15 protein-coding genes, 1 pseudogene and 1 riboswitch are annotated in these 16,280 nt (G+C 69.8%); of the genes and pseudogenes, 8 read left to right on the top strand and 8 right to left on the bottom strand.

Annotation, left to right across the window (positions count from 1 at the left end):
- Positions 1 to 115: 115 nt before the first annotated feature.
- Positions 116 to 1,291 carry a carboxylate--amine ligase gene (locus AS181_RS00160; RefSeq protein ID WP_058249612.1) on the bottom strand — a complete coding sequence of 392 codons (1,176 nt, stop codon included), beginning with the start codon at positions 1,289 to 1,291 and terminating at the stop codon, positions 116 to 118.
- 270 nt (positions 1,292 to 1,561) lie between these two features.
- On the opposite strand from AS181_RS00160, the gene AS181_RS00155 reads away from it, so the two are divergent.
- The 4 genes and pseudogenes from AS181_RS00155 to AS181_RS00140 all read left to right on the top strand — a co-directional run bounded on the left by AS181_RS00155 (position 1,562) and on the right by AS181_RS00140 (position 4,698).
- Positions 1,562 to 2,614, top strand: a complete 1,053-nt coding sequence (locus AS181_RS00155) for a hypothetical protein (RefSeq protein ID WP_082652824.1) — start codon at positions 1,562 to 1,564, stop codon at positions 2,612 to 2,614.
- Positions 2,615 to 2,676: 62 nt separating this feature from the next.
- Entirely contained in the window at positions 2,677 to 3,543 is an 867-nt protein-coding gene (locus AS181_RS00150) for an SCO6745 family protein (RefSeq protein WP_058249921.1), read from the top strand.
- Entirely contained in the window at positions 3,540 to 4,010 is a 471-nt protein-coding gene (locus AS181_RS00145) for a nuclear transport factor 2 family protein (protein ID WP_058249611.1), read from the top strand. The genes AS181_RS00150 and AS181_RS00145 overlap by 4 nt, the downstream gene beginning before the upstream one ends.
- Before the next feature lie 9 nt (positions 4,011 to 4,019).
- Positions 4,020 to 4,698: pseudogene (locus tag AS181_RS00140) on the top strand (phosphoribosyltransferase).
- A gap of 82 nt (positions 4,699 to 4,780) precedes the next feature.
- Here AS181_RS00140 and AS181_RS00135 read toward each other — a convergent pair.
- The 6 genes from AS181_RS00135 to thiO form a co-directional block, all read right to left on the bottom strand.
- Positions 4,781 to 7,387: a LuxR C-terminal-related transcriptional regulator gene (locus tag AS181_RS00135; RefSeq protein ID WP_139114171.1), complete on the bottom strand. Its 2,607-nt coding sequence runs from the start codon at positions 7,385 to 7,387 to the stop codon at positions 4,781 to 4,783.
- 127 nt (positions 7,388 to 7,514) lie between these two features.
- Positions 7,515 to 8,261, bottom strand: a complete 747-nt coding sequence (locus tag AS181_RS00130) for an ABC transporter permease (RefSeq protein ID WP_058249610.1) — start codon at positions 8,259 to 8,261, stop codon at positions 7,515 to 7,517.
- A complete protein-coding gene (locus AS181_RS00125; RefSeq protein WP_058249609.1) occupies positions 8,258 to 9,241 on the bottom strand; it encodes an ABC transporter ATP-binding protein in 984 nt (327 codons plus the stop codon). The genes AS181_RS00130 and AS181_RS00125 overlap by 4 nt, the downstream gene beginning before the upstream one ends.
- Positions 9,242 to 9,312: 71 nt before the next feature.
- Complete coding sequence (locus tag AS181_RS00120; protein WP_058249919.1) at positions 9,313 to 10,101, bottom strand: thiazole synthase; 789 nt, start codon at positions 10,099 to 10,101, stop codon at positions 9,313 to 9,315.
- Positions 10,102 to 10,159: 58 nt separating this feature from the next.
- Positions 10,160 to 10,372, bottom strand: a complete 213-nt coding sequence (gene thiS / locus AS181_RS00115; RefSeq protein WP_058249608.1) for a sulfur carrier protein ThiS — start codon at positions 10,370 to 10,372, stop codon at positions 10,160 to 10,162.
- On the bottom strand, positions 10,369 to 11,433 hold the full coding sequence (thiO, locus tag AS181_RS00110) for a glycine oxidase ThiO (RefSeq protein ID WP_058249918.1): 1,065 nt from the start codon (positions 11,431 to 11,433) through the stop codon (positions 10,369 to 10,371). Before thiO ends, thiS begins: the two co-directional genes overlap by 4 nt.
- Positions 11,429 to 11,540, bottom strand: a riboswitch (TPP riboswitch). It overlaps the preceding gene by 5 nt.
- Positions 11,541 to 11,587: 47 nt before the next feature.
- On the opposite strand from thiO, the gene thiE reads away from it, so the two are divergent.
- Both thiE and AS181_RS00100 read left to right on the top strand, forming a co-directional pair.
- The gene (gene thiE / locus AS181_RS00105) at positions 11,588 to 12,298 is read left to right on the top strand and encodes a thiamine phosphate synthase (RefSeq protein WP_058249607.1); all 711 of its coding nucleotides are present in this window, start codon (positions 11,588 to 11,590) and stop codon (positions 12,296 to 12,298) included.
- Between the two features lie 315 nt (positions 12,299 to 12,613).
- A complete protein-coding gene (locus tag AS181_RS00100; protein ID WP_058249917.1) occupies positions 12,614 to 12,997 on the top strand; it encodes a hypothetical protein in 384 nt (127 codons plus the stop codon).
- Between the two features lie 4 nt (positions 12,998 to 13,001).
- On the opposite strand, the gene AS181_RS00095 is transcribed toward AS181_RS00100, so the two are convergent.
- Positions 13,002 to 13,484 carry an NUDIX hydrolase gene (locus AS181_RS00095; RefSeq protein WP_058249916.1) on the bottom strand — a complete coding sequence of 161 codons (483 nt, stop codon included), beginning with the start codon at positions 13,482 to 13,484 and terminating at the stop codon, positions 13,002 to 13,004.
- Positions 13,485 to 13,833: 349 nt separating this feature from the next.
- On the opposite strand from AS181_RS00095, the gene AS181_RS00090 reads away from it, so the two are divergent.
- Entirely contained in the window at positions 13,834 to 15,285 is a 1,452-nt protein-coding gene (locus AS181_RS00090) for a hypothetical protein (RefSeq protein ID WP_058249606.1), read from the top strand.
- Positions 15,282 to 16,280: a glutamate ABC transporter substrate-binding protein gene (locus AS181_RS00085; protein WP_058249605.1), complete on the top strand. Its 999-nt coding sequence runs from the start codon at positions 15,282 to 15,284 to the stop codon at positions 16,278 to 16,280. Before AS181_RS00090 ends, AS181_RS00085 begins: the two co-directional genes overlap by 4 nt.

Below are 16,280 nucleotides of genomic sequence, written 5' to 3'. Positions count from 1 at the left end.
AGTCCCCCCGGACAACCCTGCGGATGGGGTCAACACGCAGGTGATGGTGACTGGAGATTCTACGCCTCGGCGTCGGCGCCGTCCCCATCCCTAAGGGCCGAATCCGCGACTGGTGTCACAGGCTGATGCGGAGGCCGTCCCACTCGTGATCGTGCATGAAACCCTCCGCCAGCCCGACCCGGTACTTGAGGCAGCTGCGCAGGATCCCGGCATAGGCGAACGGGAGCATCAGCGCGGGCTTCTGGTCGCCCGGACTGCTGACGACATCGGACGCGCCGCGGAAGTCGCGCAGGGTCCGGTCCTTGCGCGACGACGGACGCCACCCGTAGAGCAGCATGCCCAGCCCGATCATCTTGTCCACCCCCGACCCGGGCGTGATCGGTCCGTCGTCGGGATCCCAGGTCCCGAGGAACGCGCGATCGACGCCGTCCTCGGGCGTGAACATCATGATCCCGCTCGTGGCGCGCGGGTTGCACTCGATGCAGAACAGGTCGCCGCCACCGTTCCGGTCCTCGATGAAGTCGAAGCCGATCTGGCCGGTGAAGTTCACCCGGCGAACGAAATCGCTGACCCACCCGGCGATCCGCGGATGATCGACGGACCGGAAGTTGAGGCACGAACTGCCGTCGATGGCGTAGTCCACCGGATAGGTGGCGTGGGCGTAGACGCGACCCTCGTGGCAGACCGAATACGTGCAGAAGTTGTTCCCCGAGGCCCACTCCTGTGCGATCCACGGGTTCTGCTCATCGTGTTCGAGCCAGGTGAGCGGATCGCCGGGAGCCACCTTGTGAACCTTCTGCGACCCCCGCGAATAGCAGTGTTTGAGCGCGAACGGCTTGGTGAAATCGAGCGATCCGACGTCCTCGGGTCCGGACACCCGCGCGAACTTGCGCGTCGGGATTCCGAGTTCGACGAGCAGCTCCTGGAAGTCGTACTTGTTGTGCAGGCGGTTCTCGGTGGTGAAATCGGAGAGGAACAGCCGACATTCGGGCGGGAACACCTCGGCGAGCATCGCGATGATGTCGGTCTCCTCGTGCACCGGGATCACCATGTCGACGTCGTTGTCGGCCACGATCCGGGCGAGGGCGAGGCAATATGCGAGCGGCTCGAACTTCGGCGGGGGCACGCGGTGAAAGTCGCTCACCGCGTTGGAGAATCGGCCGATCCCGACCGGGATGGAGTCGACGATGCTCACCCGGTGACCCGCCGCGGCCATGAGCCGCGCGAGTTCCAGGGTGAGGAACGATCTGCCGAATGTGATCAGTACATGGGTTTGTCCGGCGCTGTTCACCCGAGCGAGTGTAGTGCCGACGGGCCCTGAGCACGGAAGCCGGACGGCCTGCGAAAAAATCCGGTCGGGTCGGGAATATTCAGTACCGTCCTGTCGGTTCACGCTGTTAGCTTTTTGCACGATCGGCCGGTCCGTGTGCTTCGCTTCCGGTTGCGGAACAGCAGTTGCGGAGCAGCGCTGGTGCGGCCCGAGCCGATCGCGTGCGTACGCAGTCGGGGTGGTCGTCGGTCCGAGCCTGTCGAGGCTCATCCGGGCCGAGTTGGAGGAGGCATGCAGCTGTTCGTCATCGGCGTCATCGCCGCGTGCCTCGCCGCAGTCGCCTATGGGATGTCCACGGTCCTGCGCGCGCTCGGCGCCCGCCGCGTGGCCGAAGCCGCTGCCGACGAGGGTGAGGGCATCACCACCGAGAACGGCGCACCGACCCTCTCGTCGACGATGTCGACACTGGTCGATCCGGCCTTCATCCTCGGCACGACGCTGGTCGTCCTCGGCTTCGCGGGTGGCGCCCTGGCTGCTCGGTTCCTACCGCTGTTCCTCTCGCAGACCATCGTGTCGGCCAACCTGGTCATCACCGCCCTGCTCGGCACGATCATCCTCAACATCGCCCTGCACACGCGAGAATGGGTCGCCATCTGGCTGGTCGTGATGTCGCTCTGCCTGCTCGGCGTGGCGTCGTCCCATCACACCGGCGGCGGAGAAGAGGTCGGATTCCACTGGGGCCTGTTCGTCGCGACGCTCGCCCTCTGCGCTCTTGCTCTGGTGGGCGTCTACAACCTCGGTCCGGCGGGCGCCATCGTCGGCGGCGCATCGGCGGGTCTGCTGTTCGGCATCATCGCCATCGCCGTGCGCATCCTCGACGGAATCCAGCCGTTCGATCCCGTGGCGCTGCTGACCGATCCGGCCGCCTGGACCATCGCCGCCGCGGGTGCGGTGGGCTTCTACGTCCAGACCGTCGCCCTGCAGCTCGGCGCGGTGAACGGGGTGACCGCGGTGCTCGTGGTCGGCGAGACGGCCGGTCCGAGCCTGGTCGGGGTCGTCTTCCTCGATGACACGGCCAAACCCGGACTCGGCTGGCTGGCCATCCTCGGTTTCGTCGGCGCGGTCGTCGGTGCCGTGCTGGTCGCCTGGTACGGCTCGGTCGACCCGGATCACCTCGGCGAGGCGCCGCCGATGAAGGGCGGGTGGCGCCGTGGCCGCGAGGAACCCGCGTCCGACGAGGAGCACGAAGCGCCCGCGGCAGACGCCGATCCCGACCTCGCGGATACCGATCTGTGGACGACCGACGACCCCGCCCTCGACACCCGGGACTCCCGGCGCACCTGACGCTCCCGCTCTCGTCGTCGCAGGTGGTTGACACCCGCCCCGCGGATGGAGAGGGTGGGTTGATGACATCGACCAGCACGGGCTCCGCTGCCCGGCTCGCCTACGAAACCCTCGAACCCTTCCACATCCTGGCCTACTTCAACCCGGGACTGAAAGGCGCGCAGGCAGACACCGGGCTCGATCCCTACGCCTTCTACGTCGGTGCGCGGGGCGCGCCGTTCGGTCCGTGCGCGGCCTCGGTTGTCGCCTCCGCCTTCTACAACTTCAACCACGAACTCATCGCGAAGGGCTGGGCGGCCGCCGTCGACGCCGGGCTCGACCGGGTCCACGAACGACGCAATCAGATGCTCGACGACTCGCTGCGAGAGATCCTGGGCGACTCCATCGACGACTCCCTCCTCGACGAACTCGCCTCCGCCTATTACGATCTGGCGGCCCGGCTCCCGCTCGGCGGACGCCCGCTCGCTGCCGCGTGGTCGACGGCCCCGCGACCGGACACCGCGCGCCTACGTCTGTGGCACGCCATCGCGATTCTCCGAGAGTGGCGCGGCGACAACCACATCGCCGCTCTCGCCCTCAACGGTCTGAACGGCTTCGACGCGGCCGTCTTCCACGAGTCGCAGCTTCCCGACCCCACGGTTCGTCGTCGCACCCTGGGCAAGCGCATCGTGCTGATGACCCGCGGCTGGTCCGAACAGGACTGGCAGGACAGCGTCGATCGCCTGGTCGACGCCGGGCTGGCCGAGCGCGTTGAGGACGGGCACCGTCTCACCGCTTCCGGCGCGGCGACCTACGACGACATCGAGGCCACCACCGATGCTGTCGGAGAAGCCATCTGGGCCGGCACCGACGACCTCCTCACTCGGACGAGACCGGTCGTGAAAGCCGTCATCGATGCCGGAATCCTGCCGGGAACGAGGACGAAGTGAGCGCGCCCGCCGGCGGCTTCGAGGACCTGCGGGCGATCGAGAGCCTCAAGTATCGCTACCTGCGATCTCTCGACACCAAGGACTGGACGGCGTTCGAGTCGACGCTCACCGAGGACGTCACCGGTAACTACGGTGAGAGTCTGGCCTTCTCGAATCGGAACGAGCTGGTCGGATACATGCGCGAGAACGTCGGTCCCGCAGTCATCACCGAACATCGTGTCGCACACCCGGAGATCGAGATCGACGGGGACACCGCACGCGGACGCTGGTACCTGCACGACCGGGTCATCGTCGCCGAGTTCTCCTTCATGCTCATCGGGGCGGCGTTCTACGACGACACCTACCGCCGCACCGCAGACGGATGGCGGATCAGCAGTACCGGTTATGACCGCACGTACGAGGCCACCGTCGGGCTCGCCGACGTGCCGAGCTTCGCACTGAAGGTCGGTCCCGCAGTCCAGGTCTGAGGCCTGCCCATGCGCGCCCGCATCTTCGCCGACCGCCGCGAGGCGGGTCGGTTGCTGGGTGCGCGGGTCGTCGAACGGCGTCGGCATTCCGGAGGCCGGTACAACAGAACCTGTTGTCCTGGGACTCGCGCGCGGCGGGGTTCCGGTCGCCCGCGAGGTCGCCGACGCCATCGCGGCGTCGACAGGCAGGTGCGCGATGGACGTGCTGGTGGTGCGCAAGATCGGGGCGCCCGGCCACGAGGAGTTCGCCATGGGCGCGCTCACCGCGCACCACCTGGTGGTCAACGACGACATACCGCGTCGACTCGAAGTGTCCCGCAGCGAGTTCGACGAGGCCGCCGATCGACAGCGGCGCATCCTCGACGACCGCGAACGACGTTACCGCGGTGGCCGTCCGCGCGCCGAGCTCTCCGGCCGAACGATCATCCTGGTCGACGACGGTCTCGCCACCGGGTCGAGCATGGCCGTCGCGGTCGACTCCGTCCGGTCCGCCGGCGCCGCCCACGTGGTGGTGGCCGTACCCACGGCACCGTCCGATTCGATTCAGCGACTGCGGGATCGCGGCGTCGACGAGGTCGTCGTCCTGGTGACGCCGACGCCGTTCCGGGCCGTCGGCCTGTCCTACGACGACTTCACCCAGGTGGACGACGACGAGGTGATCGCGGCCCTCGACCGGCCGGGTGACTGAGCCGTCGAAGACCCCACTGAAAACCACCCGTCCGAGCGGCACCGGCGAGCTGTCGTCGACTGTCCTTTTCTACGGGTGGTTTTCAGCCGGGCTTTCGCTGGTCTTTGAGGAGTAGCTCAGCAAGCTCGGCACGGTCACCCACATCCAGCTTGGTGTAGGCGCGGAACAGATGACCTTCGACGGTGCGGACCGAGACGGTGAGTCGCTGCGCGATGTCCTTGTTGGACAGGCCCGCCGCAGCGAGGTTGGCGATCTCCCGCTCGCGCGACGTCAACGGCAACGGTTGCGCGGCCGAGATCAGCGCCGGAGTCCGCAGGCCACCGCACTGCGACGCCAGTCGGTTCGCCACCGCGGCCGACGCCACGGTCGCGGACCGTCTGCCCGCCGCGTCGTGCAGGACACTGGCCTGCGCGGCCGCGTCCGCGGCGGACAGACACACCCCGGAGTCCTCGAACGCCGTCGAGCACAGATCGAGTTCGACCGCATCACCGTCGCGGAGGGCCGCGGCGTGGCGCGCGTACAGATCCGAGAGCGGACCGTCGACGCGCTCGGCCAGTTCGGTGAGCCGGTCGGCGACGCCGCCGTCCCCGAACCGGGCGGCGGTGTGCAGGGCCTCGGCCTCCACCGCGAACTGACCGGCGGCACGGGCGGATGCGGCCGCGGAGTGCGCGAGTTCGACGGCGGGCGTGACGGTTCCGGCGGCCGCCGACTGCCAGGCCGCCGCGATGGCGAGCATGGGCCCGAAGACGGCCACATGCTTGCCGGACCGCTTTCGCGCCTTGGCCAGCGCGGCCGCGGCACGGTCGGCCTGTCCCAGCGCACTCAGGGCCTGCACCAGGAAGATGTGGGCCGGGAAGTTCCACGACTCGGAGAACCGGCCGCTGTCGAGGATGGCGAGGGTCTGCTCCATCCGCCGGGTCACCGAGGCGCACGATCCGCGGGCGAGTTCGACTGCGGCGACGAGTATTCCGGACATCGCCCAGCCCAGGTACTGCGCGGTCTGCGCGGCGGACACGAAACGCCCCGCGGCGCCGTCCGCGTCGTCGAGTCGGCCGGTGAGGGTCAGCGCGAGGGTCTCGCCGAAACCGGTGGGGAACCGGAGCAATCCGTCCACCTCGACCTCGCGCGAGTGTTCGGCCAGCGCCCCGACCTCCGCTCCCCGACCGGCGACCGCACGGGCGAGGCTGCCACCGAAGACCGCCCACTCCACCGCCCACGGCAGCGCCCTGGATTCGGCGAGGACGGTGTCGGACAGCGTGATCGCCTCGTCGATCCGGTTCTCGAAGAGGGCGCACGCCGAGGCGATTCCGGTGACGATCGGCGCGAGTGCCGGGTGGGTGACCCGCTCGGTCAGCAACCGCAGGATCTCGTCGGCCCGATCAGCGTCGCCCAGAGCCCAGAACGTGTTGCCGATGATCGAATTGCCCCACAGCACGAGTCGACCCTCGTCGAGATCGTCGGGCGAGAAGCGGGACAGGATGTCCCGCGCCTCGTCCGGATGCCCCTGCCACATGACCGCCCGCGCGAGCAGCTCGGCCTCCTCGAGTCCACCGCCCTCGTCGAGCGCCGCCCGCGCGAATCGCTCGCCGAGCGGCGTCTGCGCGAGGTTCAGGGCATCGCGTGCGGCGGTCCGTACCAGCGCGAGGTCGATCTCCACGTCGCTCTCGATCGCGAGATCGGCGAGCCGAATCCGCTCGGCCGGCGTGTTCGTGGGCCGTGACTGCAACGCCTCGACGAGCCGGCCACGCAGCCGCCGCGACGACACGAGACCCAGGCGGCGCCGGATCACCTCACCGAACAGCGGATGGTGGAAGGCGACGTCGAGACGCCGCCCGTCGCGGGTGATGCGCACCAGCCCGGCGATCTCCGCCTCTTCGACGGCTTCTTCGCCGGCGAGCTCGGCGAGGACGTCGATGTCGAGGGGTTCGCACAGACTGAGGTATTTGAGGGCCCCGAGGACCGGCGCGTCGAGTTGCTCGATCCGCCCCTCGAGCAGCGATGCGAGCTCCGAGGTGATGGCGGCGCGTCCGCGTAGCTGCCACACGCCGTTGACCTGCCGCAGCGTGTCGGCCTGCCGCGCACCGTCGACGAGATGCCGTAGGAACAGGGCGTTCCCACCGGAGGCCTCCCACATGAGATCGGCCGAATGCTCCTCGAGCTGCCCGCCGAGCACCGACTCGATGAGGTCGACGCTCTGCTCTTTGGTGAACGGCGACAACGTGATCCGCGTGAGGTGATTGTCCTTCCACAGCGAGGTCACCGCATCCGGGACGGTCTCGCCGCTGCGGACCGTCGCGACGATGTGCACCGCACGGTCGATCGCGAGCTGATGCAGCAGCGTCGCCGACAGTTCATCGAGCAGGTGGGCGTCGTCGACCCCGATCACGACATCGCCGTCGGCGAGGAGCGATTCACGGGCCGCCGCAAGGTAGGTGACCGGATCGCTCGACGTCGCCGGACCGACGAGATGCGCGAACACACCGAGCGGGATGGAGCGCGCGGACTCGGTGCCCGCCACCCAGCGCACCCCGGTCGGCAACTCGGCGGTGACGTGCCGGGCGAGGGTCGTCTTGCCCACGCCGGAGTCACCGGTCAGGACCACCCCACAGCCGGTCGTCTCACCCCTGAGAGCCGCCTGGATCGTGCGGAACTCCCGATCGCGCTCGACGAGCGGCCAATTCGTGGACATAACCGCGAATTTTAGTCTGCTGGGCCCTACAATGGGCCGCCCGGAAGCACCAATGTGGTCCGACCGGATGGCCCTGTCGACACACGGCTAATCCCGGATTTGACATCGGCGGAAGAAAATCCGCGAACTACGCATCCCGGGCATTGGTCACGGCCACTGCCGCCGCCAGCAACACGATCGTGAAGCCCGCGAAGTAGGCCAACGAACCGTAGGCGTTCCAGTGGAAGGTGTCGCTCCCGCCGGCGAGGAAGTTCCACCCGTTCAGGAACGGCAGGACCGACACGATGTGCTCACCCACGCGCGGCAGCACCGACACGATGCGCTCGAGGGCCAGCATCCAGACGAGCACGATCGCCACCGCACCCGCCGAATGCCGCACCAGCGCGCCCACCGCGAGGCCGATCAGCGCGCACAGCATCGCGAAAACCGGCGTCCCCCAGAGATGCCGGACGGTCTCGGGTCCGGTCAGCGAGACTCCGACGCCGGCGAGCACCTGCGCCGCCACGACCGCGACGACGGACACGATGGCCACCACCGCGAACGAGAGTCCGCCGAACACGACCGCTTTCGCGAGGAGGACCTGTGGCCGACGCGGGATCGCCGCGAACGTCGGTCGGATCGTGCCGAAGCGATATTCGGTGGTGACGCCCAGGATCGCCATGATCGCGAGCACCGCGACCCCGAACTGGTTGACGCCGAGCAGGAAGTCGTCGGTCAGGGTGTCGGTCTCGCCGGGACTGCCGTAGGAACCGCCGGCGATGGCGCCGAGCAGCACCGCGAAGCCCAGGCCCAGCACCACGACGACGCCGAGGCACCAGTACGGCGACCGGGTGCTGGCGAGTTTGATCCGTTCGGCGTTGATCGCGGCGATCACCGGTTCACTCCCCCGTGGTTCCCGACGGCCCGGTTGTGGGCGTCGGGGTCGTGGACGGCGCGGTTGTCGACGGCGGTGTAGTCGACGGCGTGCGCCGTCATCGACATGAAGACCTCTTCCAGTGACGCCGACTCGGCGGCGAGTTCGTGCAGGGTGATGCCCGCGGCGGCGGCGAGGTCGCCGACCCGATCGGTCGTGGTGTCCGGCACGCGCATCACCGGGCGCCCGTGGGCATCCGGGTCACCCGGCGCGGGATTCAGCCCCGCCGACGCGAGCGCGGCGTGCAACTGTTCGAGCCGCGGGCCGCGCACCCGCACCGACTGCCGGGCCCGCCCGGTGAACTCCGCCACCGAACAGTCGGCGATCAGCCGGCCCCGCCCGATGACGACGAGATGGTCTGCGGTGAGCGACATCTCGGTGAGCAGATGGCTCGACACGAGTACCGTTCGCCCCTCCGCGGCGAGCTTGCGCATGAACCCGCGGATCCACACGATGCCCTCCGGGTCGAGGCCGTTGACCGGCTCGTCGAACAGCAGTGTGTGCGGGTCGCCGATCAGGGCACCCGCCAGCCCGAGCCGCTGCGACATACCGAGCGAGAAGCCGCCGGCGCGCTTCTTGGCCACCGAGGTGAGCCCGACCGTCTCGAGCACCTCGTCGACGCGGGCGGCCGGGATCCGGTTGCTCGCCGCGAGCCACCGCAGGTGTGACCGCGCACTGCGATTGGGGTGCACCCACCGGGCGTCGAGCAGCGCACCGACCTGCCGCAGCGGATGCTCGAGGTCCCGGTAGCGCTGCCCGTTGATCGTCGCCGTGCCCGACGTCGGGCGGTCGAGTCCGAGCATCATCCGCATGGTCGTCGACTTACCCGCACCGTTGGGCCCCAGGAAACCGGTGACCCGTCCCGGCCCCACCTCGAAGGTGAGGTCGTCGACCGCGCGTTGACCGCCGAAGTCCTTCGTCAGATTCGCTACCTGCAACACGCCTCGACCATAGCCGCCGAACCCGGAGCGGCCCGGTCCGTCGTTCGGATGGCCGGTCGCGGGATCGCGCGTCAGTCCCGGTCGCGCCCGGGCGAGGACGCGTGCGCCCAGAAGCGCTTGGGGATCCGGCCGGCGCGCGCGGCCAGTCGGCCCCCGGCCACCGCGTGCCGCATCGCCGTCGCCATCAGTTCGGGGTTCTCCGCCCGGGTGACCGCCGTGGCCAGAAGCACGCCGTCGCAACCGAGTTCCATCGCCAGGGCCGCGTCGCTCGCCGTCCCGATGCCCGCGTCGAGAATGACCGGCAGCGGGTCGTCGAAGCGGGTGCGGCAGTCGTCGACGATCATCTCGATGTTGTGCGGGTTGAGGATTCCGAGTCCGGTCCCGATGGGCGATCCGAGGGGCATCACCGCCGCCACCCCGAGATCGGCGAGGCGCGCGGCCAGGACCGGATCGTCGTTGGTGTAGGCCAGCACGACGAAACCATCGGCCACCAGTGCGGCCGCGGCGTCGACGAGTTCGATGGCGTCGGGCATCAGGGTGCGTTCGTCCGCGACCACCTCGAGCTTCACCCAGTCGGTCTCGAACGCCTCGCGCGCCAGCTGGGCGGTCAGGACGGCCTCGGCGGTGGTGTGACAGCCCGCGGTGTTGGGCAGGACGGCGATGTCGAGCCGGCGCAGCAGATCGAAGACCCCGGTGCCCGAGGCCGCGTCGACGCGCCGAACCGCGACGGTGGTCAGCTCGGTCCCCGACGCGACCAGCGCGCGTTCCAGGGTCGCGAGATTCGACGCGCCGCCGGTGCCGGTGATGAGTCGCGACGAGAAGTCGCGACCGGCGATGCGCAGATGGTCCGCATCCGGGATCGTCTCGTCGCCGGACTTCTGCTCGGTCCGCGAGGCGTCGGGCTTCAGATCGGCGAGCTCAGCCACCCTGCACCGCCGTGACGATCTCGACGACGGCACCGTCGGTCATGGTGTGCCGGTCCCAGCGGCCGCGCGGGACGACCGCGCCGTCCACCGCGACCGCTATCCCCCGGTCCGGCAACCCCAGCCCGGTGACGACGTCGCGCACCGACGTGTCGGCGCCGACGTCGACGCTCTTGCCGTTGACGGTGATGCTGGCGGTGATACTCATTCCTCTGCTCCTTCCAGAATCGACAGCACGCGGGCGGCGGTGCCCGGGGCGAGGACGATCCCGTTGCGCCCGTGCCCGGTCGCCACGACCGTTCGTGTGTCCACACGGGTGACGATCGGCAATCCGTCCGCGGTGCACGGCCGCAGACCCGCCCCTGCTTCGGTCAGTTCGTAGGTCCGCAGCCCGGGGAAGACCTCGATCGCGTCGGCGAGCAGATCCGCGACCCCGCCGGCCTGCGGCGCGCGGTCGGCCGTCCCCTCGGCCTCGTACTGGGTGGCGCCGACGACGACTCCGTCCTCGCGCGGCACCAGGTACACGGCCCGCCCGTGGAGGCGTGCCCGGACGACGTGACCGGGCGGCGGCACCGACCAGCGCGTGCGGCGCAGACGGAGGATCTCCCCCTTCGCCGCATGCAGGTCCACGTCCGGCCAGAGGGCCGCGGTGCCGAGTCCGGCGGCGAGCAGGATCTGGGTGTCGGAACCGAGCTCGTTGAGATCGGCCAGGGATTCGACACGCGCGGAGACCAACTCGGCACCCGCCGACGTCGTGGCGGCGCGCAACGCCTCGAGCAGCCGCCGGTTGTCGACGGACCACTCGCCGATCGCGCGGTAGCCACCGACCAGTCGAGAGCTCAGCGACGGTTCCAGGGTCCGGATGTCGCGGCCGGTCACCGGCTGCAGCGCGGCATCGGTGGCGGGCTGCCCGGCCCAGACGAAATCGGCGAGATGCCGCAGGTATTCGATGTCGGTGGCCGAGGCCGCGACGAACAGCGAGTCGGTGGCGGTGACGACACCCGGGTCGTCGAGCCGCTTCACGAGCGCCGGCCACAGCCGGACCGATTCGACCGAGAGGGCCAGGGACGCGTCCTCGCCGGGATGACCCTCGCCGAGTGAACCGAGCATGCCGCCGGCGACCCAGGACGCGCGCTCGTCGGTGCCGGCGTCGAGGACGCGAACCCGCCATCCGGCGTCGGCCGCGGTGAGCGCACAGGTCAGCCCGATGACACCGCCCCCGACGACCGTCAGGGCGCGGTGGGCAGGGCGCTGCGGTGGGGAATCCACGCTGGGAATCACCTTCCTTCGCCGGAATGACCCGGATCAGGTTCGACGGTCAGCGGAATCTGTCCGCACTCTCAGCCCGGCCGATCCGGACTCCCGTGTGTTCGTGCGATCCACCCTACGCCGGGGCGTCGGGGGTCCGGTTAGCCTGGTCGGCGTGACGACCCCGAACCGCACCAGCTCCGCGTCGACGGACCCCGGCTCCGCGACGGACCGTCGCCGGCGGCTCTCCACGGCCCGCCTGTACCTGTGCACCGACGCCCGGCGCGAACGCGGTGACCTGCTCGACTTCGTCGACGCAGCGCTCGCGGGCGGCGTCGACATCGTGCAGCTGCGCGACAAGAACTCGCCGGGCGAGCGCGAATTCGGGACCCTGGAGGCGGGCGAGGAACTCGAGATCCTCGCGGGCATGCGGACGGTCGCCGACGCGCACGGTGCCCTGCTGGCGGTCAACGACCGCGCCGACATCGCGGCGCTCTCCGGGGCCGATGTCCTGCACGTCGGACAGGGCGACCTGTCGCCGTCGGCGGCCCGCCGGATCGTCGGACCGGACGTCGTCATCGGCGCCTCGACCCACGACCCCGCGCAGGCCGCCGCCGCGATCGCCGACGACGACGTCGACTACTTCTGCGTCGGTCCGTGCTGGACCACCCCCACCAAACCGGGCCGCGCCGCCGCCGGCCTCGACCTCGTGTCCTCAACGGCCGCAACACAATCAGCCAAGCCGTGGTTCGCCATCGGCGGGGTCGACGCCGGCCGCGTCGGGGAGGTCACCGCGCTCGGGGCGCGGCGCATCGTCGTCGTACGGGCCATCACCGCGGCCGACGACCCGGCCGCCGCAGCCGGCGACCTCGCCGCGATGCTCTAGCGGTTCCCTGGCGGAAACACGTTTGCCCGGTCGGTGTCGCGGGTCTATGGTGGACCGATCATGTTGTGCATCACGAGCGTTCTCGTAACCCGCCGCAGCGGGGTCTGAATCTGACCGACCCCCCGCTGCGGGTCGGTTGCGCTCTCCAGTCGGTCATCCGTTCTTCGACCGAAATCGGTTTTCGAGATGCACCCTCTTCATCTACCTCGTCGATCCTGTTCGTGGACCGAGCGCGACGACCGGCACGGCGGCGACCACTTCGCCGCACGTTTCGGCCGCCCGCTTCCCCCCGGGATGCACGAGGAGGCCGCCGGGATGACCTGGCAGGAATTCACCGACGAGTACTCCCGTGGCGGCACGATCCGGCTGGGCTCATTCTCCGCCGTCCCGTGCTCGGGCGACCTGGTCGAGTGCCGCGCGACGCTCGCGATCGCCGACCGCATCATGTCCCGCAGCGCCGTCGCCGCCGGCCCCGTCGGGGCAATGACCTCGATCCTCTACGACGTCGGCGCCCCGGTTCAGATCGTCCGGCTGCACCAGCGGGTCGTCGACGGCCTGGTCACGACGTTCCTGCTCTGCGAGCACGACGGCCGGCAGGCCTGGGCCGTCGGTGAGGGCGCGAGCAGCGACGAGGCGAACGTCCACGCGCTGGTCGCCGGGGCGAACCGACTGCTCGAGTCCGACCGCGCCGGGGTGTGAGGGCTCAGCTCTGGGGATCCAACATCGCGATCCGCTCGCGGAGGACGGGCCACGCAAGTCCGAACGCGGGGTGCAGCGGGAGTTGATCGACGCGCTTCTCGTCGACCCATCGCAGTTCCGTGGATTCGAAGTTGGCGACCGTGCGGACCGGCGAGTCCGTCTCGGCGATGACCGTCGTGTAGGTCCATCCGCCGGGCGCCTCGAGGGTGACGACCGCGGCGACGACGCGCAGGTCGTCGGCGGTGATCCCGGCTTCTTCCTCGGCCTCGCGGATCGCGGTGTCGATGGCACCCTCATGCGAGTCGCGGGCCCCGCCGGGTAGCGCCCACGTGCCGCCCTGGTGCGACCACGCGGCGCGGTGTTGGAGGAGCACCCCGGTCGATCCGTCCGGCAGCGGCGCCCGCAGCAGCAGACCTGCCGCGCCGTGGATACCCCAGTATCGAGAACCGTCGGGATCGATCACCCAGCCGTCGCCGTCGCCGCGCACCACGCCTCCTCGCAACCCGGTCGCCCCGACCGGGTGCCTCCACCGTAAGTGAGATGCGCAACACCTGCCAGGGAGACTCCGAAGCCCTCTCATCGCGGCTCGGAACCACGAGGTGCCATCGACGAGCACCTGGCACGCGCGAACCGCCGAGGTCGGCGGCGCGGCGCTGGTCGACTCGGGAGGAACCCGGCACGATGACATAGGGTGAAACACGCACGACCCGGTGAACGATGACCCAGATGACACAACCCCTGACGTTGATCGCCCGGTCACGCGAATCCGGAACGGGGAACCGGTGACCGTAGGACCGCACCGGAGACGATCCAGCGTTTGAGAAGGGATCAGGTAGGTGACCGGCGACGCGTCCTCCGTGCGGACGGCGCTGACGCGTGGCGGTCGCACGATCCGTCCGGCGCAGGCCTCACCCCCGATCCGACAGGTGCTGGCCGACCGACGCGAACTCGTCGCCACCGCCCGGGAACGCGCCCAGTCCCCGTTCCAGACCCTGCGCCACTTCGCGGTCACGACCCCGGGCAAGCTGATCATCATCTGCGGAATCCTGGCGCTCGGCTGTCTGAGCACCGGCCTGTACGCATCGACGGTCCTGGAGGATCGCACCCAGACCCTGCAGCGCCTCATCGATCGGACCGAACCGCTCGCCGAGGCCGCGCAGGTTCTCTACAGCTCGCTGTCGATCGCCGATGCGTCGGCGAACGCGGCCTTCATCTCCGGCGGACTGGAGACCCCCGATCTGCGGCAGCGCTACTCCGACGCGCTGGCGACGGCGTCGTCGTCGCTGATCCTGGCCACCGGTACCTCCAGCGAACCCGGTTCCGGCATGGTGTCGGACCGGGCCGAGCAGGCGGTCAGCGCCGATCTCGAGACCCTGTCCACCTCGATCCCGGTCTACAGCGGACTCATCGAGACGGCGCGGACGAACAACCGGCTCGGCAACCCGGTGGGATCGGCGTATCTCGGCCAGGCGTCGTCGATGATGCAGGACCAGATCCTCCCGGCCGCCCAGCGCCTCTACGAACGGCGATCGATGGCCATCGCCGACCCCCAGCAGACGCTCACCCGTCCACCCTGGACCGTGTATGCGCCGCTCCTGTTCCTGCTCGCCGCGCTTGTCCTGACGTCGCGCTACCTGGCGCGGCGGACCCGGCGGCGGTTCAACATCGGCATCGTGGCGGCCATCTTCGCCCTCAGCGTCGGGACCCTGTGGTTGCTCGCCTCCGGTCTGATGTCGGTGGCCGCCACCAGCGATGCCCGCACCGAGGGCGCCGACCCGCTCCGCGACCTGACCGCCGCCCGGATCCTCACCCAGCAGGCGCGGTCGGCCGAGACGCTCTCGCTCATCCGCCGCGGTGATCAGGGCGGTCTCGAGCGCAGCTTCTCCGCGGCGACCAGCGAGATCGGCAACATCGTCGACGACGTCCGCGAGGGCACCGAAGACGGCGACAGCGCGGTCACCGGCGAACAACTGGACACGGTCACGGCGGCGCTGACCGAGTGGCGCCGCACCGACGCCGCGGTCCGCCGCTACATCCAGACCGGCAACTTCGGTCTCGCGCGCCTGCACACCGTCGGCGACGGACCGGACAGTTCGGCCCGCGCCTACACCGCGGTGGACACCGCGCTGGTCGATGCGATCACGACTGCCCGGAACTCCTTCCGGGACGACATCAACACCGCGCAACGGGTCCTCGGGTTCACCGGCACCGGCATCCTGCTGCTCACCGTCTTCGCCGGCGTCGCGGTCGTGGGCGGTCTCATCCCGCGCATCCGGGAGTACCGATGACGACCGTCCCCTCGCCTCGCCGCCTGCTGACCGTCGTGGTCCTGCTCGCGCTCACCGGCCTCGTCGCCACCGGCTGCGTGCGTTTCCCCGCACCCGACTCACCCCCACCGACGGCGACCGCCGGGCAACCGATGCTGCCCGGCGTCCAGTTCGACGTGCCCGTCGAACCGCCGCCGAGTTCCGAGGCCTGCAACGCGACCCTGACCCTGCGGCCGCCCGCCCAGATGCCGCCGCCTGCTCAGATGCCGATCAATTCGACGATGGCCGGCATCCTCGAGCGGGGCCGGCTCATCGTCGGGCTCGACATCGGGTCCAACCTGTTCAGCTTCCGCGATCCGATCACCGGCGACATCCAGGGCTTCGACGTCGACATCGCGCACGAGATCGCCGGCGCCATCTTCGGCGACGACCGCCGCGTCGAGTTCCAGGTGCTGAGCTCGGCGCAGCGGATCGACGCCCTGCGGGACATGACGGTCGATCTGGTGATCAAGACGATGAGCATCACCTGCGACCGGTTGCGCGACATCAGTTTCTCGGCTCCTTATTACGTCGCGTCCCAGCGCATCCTGTCGTTCCGGAACTCGAACGTGACCGGTCCGGCGCAGCTCGCCGACAAGCGGGTCTGCGCCGCGCGCGGGACCACCTCGATCGGTCGTATCCAGGCCATCCAGCCCCGAGCCAAGATCGTCAGCACGACGACCTGGGCCGATTGTCTGGTACTGATGCAGCAGGGTCAGATCGACGCGGCGACCACCGACGACGCGATCCTCGCCGGTCTCGCCGCGCAGGATCCGTGGTTGCGGGTCGTCGGCCCCAGCCTCGGCGAGGAGTTCTACGGCGTCGGGATTCCCAAGGGCCAGGACGACATGATCCGGTTCGTCAACGGCGTGCTCGAGCGCATCCGGGTGACCGGCCGCTGGCAGGAGATCCGGGACCGGTGGCTGTCCATCCTCGACAGTGGGTACGGCGCTCCCCAGCCGTACTACCGGGACTGA

This window comes from Gordonia sp. SGD-V-85 (assembly GCF_001456905.1).
GTDB lineage: Bacteria > Actinomycetota > Actinomycetes > Mycobacteriales > Mycobacteriaceae > Gordonia > Gordonia hongkongensis.
Note: the sequence above shows the minus strand (reverse complement) of the source record. Positions and strands in the feature narration are given on the sequence as shown.